Origin of the sequence: Rothia sp. HMSC072B04 (assembly GCF_001813725.1) — a bacterium.
In the GTDB taxonomy this organism is placed as follows: domain Bacteria; phylum Actinomycetota; class Actinomycetes; order Actinomycetales; family Micrococcaceae; genus Rothia; species Rothia mucilaginosa.
In genome coordinates this window covers 1-508 of sequence record NZ_KV813805.1, presented here as the reverse complement: position 1 = coordinate 508, position 508 = coordinate 1, and the positions used below count along the sequence as shown (strand labels likewise).

The 508-nt window shown below is 55.9% G+C and carries 1 pseudogene; it reads left to right on the top strand.

What is annotated here, in order from left to right:
- Window positions 1–156: 156 nt before the first annotated feature.
- Window positions 157–508 (top strand): annotated as a pseudogene (locus tag HMPREF2928_RS06595) (hypothetical protein); the annotation flags it as partial.

Below are 508 nucleotides of genomic sequence, written 5' to 3'. Positions count from 1 at the left end.
GTGCTGGAGGCGGTGGGCACGCCCCCTTTTTGTTGTGTCTTTCGCCGCATCCGCCTGCACGCCAGGTGTAGTTGATTGCGCAGGGTGCAGGTTCTGAGTATGGTCAAAGAAATTCACTCTTCTTCCAATCTCACACCTTTCACCGAGGATAGAAAAATGAAGAAAACCCTTTCAACCCGGGGCGCGGCGGCACTGTTGGCACTGGCTATGGGCTTCATGGGTCAGGGCGTGGCCCAGGCTGCGCATATTGATCCGAAACCTGCACAGCCTACTGAAGAACCCAAGGCTAATGTCAGCTGTTTCGAAATGTACGGCGAATACGGCAGGAACGCTATGAACAGTTGGCAGTGGGCGGAGTGTGTCGGCCTGATTACGAAGGATCAGGTTGCTGAGCTGTATAACATCGATGAGTGGTCCCTGCCGAATGAGGTCATGACCATTTCGCGCGGCCGCTTGCTGGAGTACCTGTACCAGCTGGCTGGCTCACCCGAGGTGAAGAACCTGCCGG